The organism is Rhodopseudomonas parapalustris, from assembly GCF_053772255.1.
Window position 1 is genome coordinate 1 of sequence record NZ_JAMKBZ010000079.1, and the last position, 783, is coordinate 783.

General features: G+C 65.4%; 1 protein-coding gene. It reads left to right on the forward strand.

Translation table 11 applies throughout. From position 1 onward, the window contains the following. Positions 1 to 747, forward strand: a 747-nt coding sequence (locus M9H71_RS25110) for an IS3 family transposase (RefSeq protein ID WP_455407580.1), incomplete at its 5' end; no start/stop codon positions are given. Between the last annotated feature and the right edge of the window lie 36 nt (positions 748 to 783).

The window sequence follows — 783 nt, forward strand, 5'->3', positions numbered from 1 at the left end:
CGGTTCGGCTACCGCCGGCTGTTCGTCCTGCTGCGGCGGGAGGGCGAGCCCTCGGGCATCAACCGCATCTACCGGCTCTATCGCGAAGAAGGGCTTTGCGTGCGCAAGCGGCGGGCCCGGCGCAAGGCCGTCGGTACACGGGCCCCCATTCTGGTCGAGGCCAGGCCGAACGCGCGCTGGTCGATCGATTTCGTCCACGACCAGTTCGCCAACGGCCGGCGCTTCCGCGTCCTCAACATCGTCGACGATGTGACCAAGACGTGCCTCGGTGCGATCCCGGACACCTCGATCCCCGGTCGGCGGGTGGCCCGTGAGATGACCGCGATCGTCGAACGGCACGGCAAGCCCGGGATGATCGTTTCCGACAACGGCACCGAGTTCACCTGCAACGCCATGCTCGCCTGGTGCCGGGACAACAACATCGACTGGCACTTCATCGCGCCCGGCAAGCCCATGCAGAACGGATTCGTCGAGAGCTTCAACGGCCGGATGCGTGACGAGCTTCTCAACGAGACGCTGTTCTTCGATCTCGACGATGCCCGTACCAAGATCGCCGCCTGGATCACCGACTACAACGACGAGCGGCCACACTCGGCGCTCGGCTACCTCACCCCGGCGGCCTATGCCGCCACCTTCACCGCAACGGGCGATCGGCTCCGCAACCCGGACCAGCTTCGCCGATCGCCCGTTGCTCGACATACGCCGACCGGCGTAAAAACCGCCGAGACTCTAACTGTAGCTGGATGAAAGTTCAGTGGCAGGTCAGCGGCAGGACAGGTCACG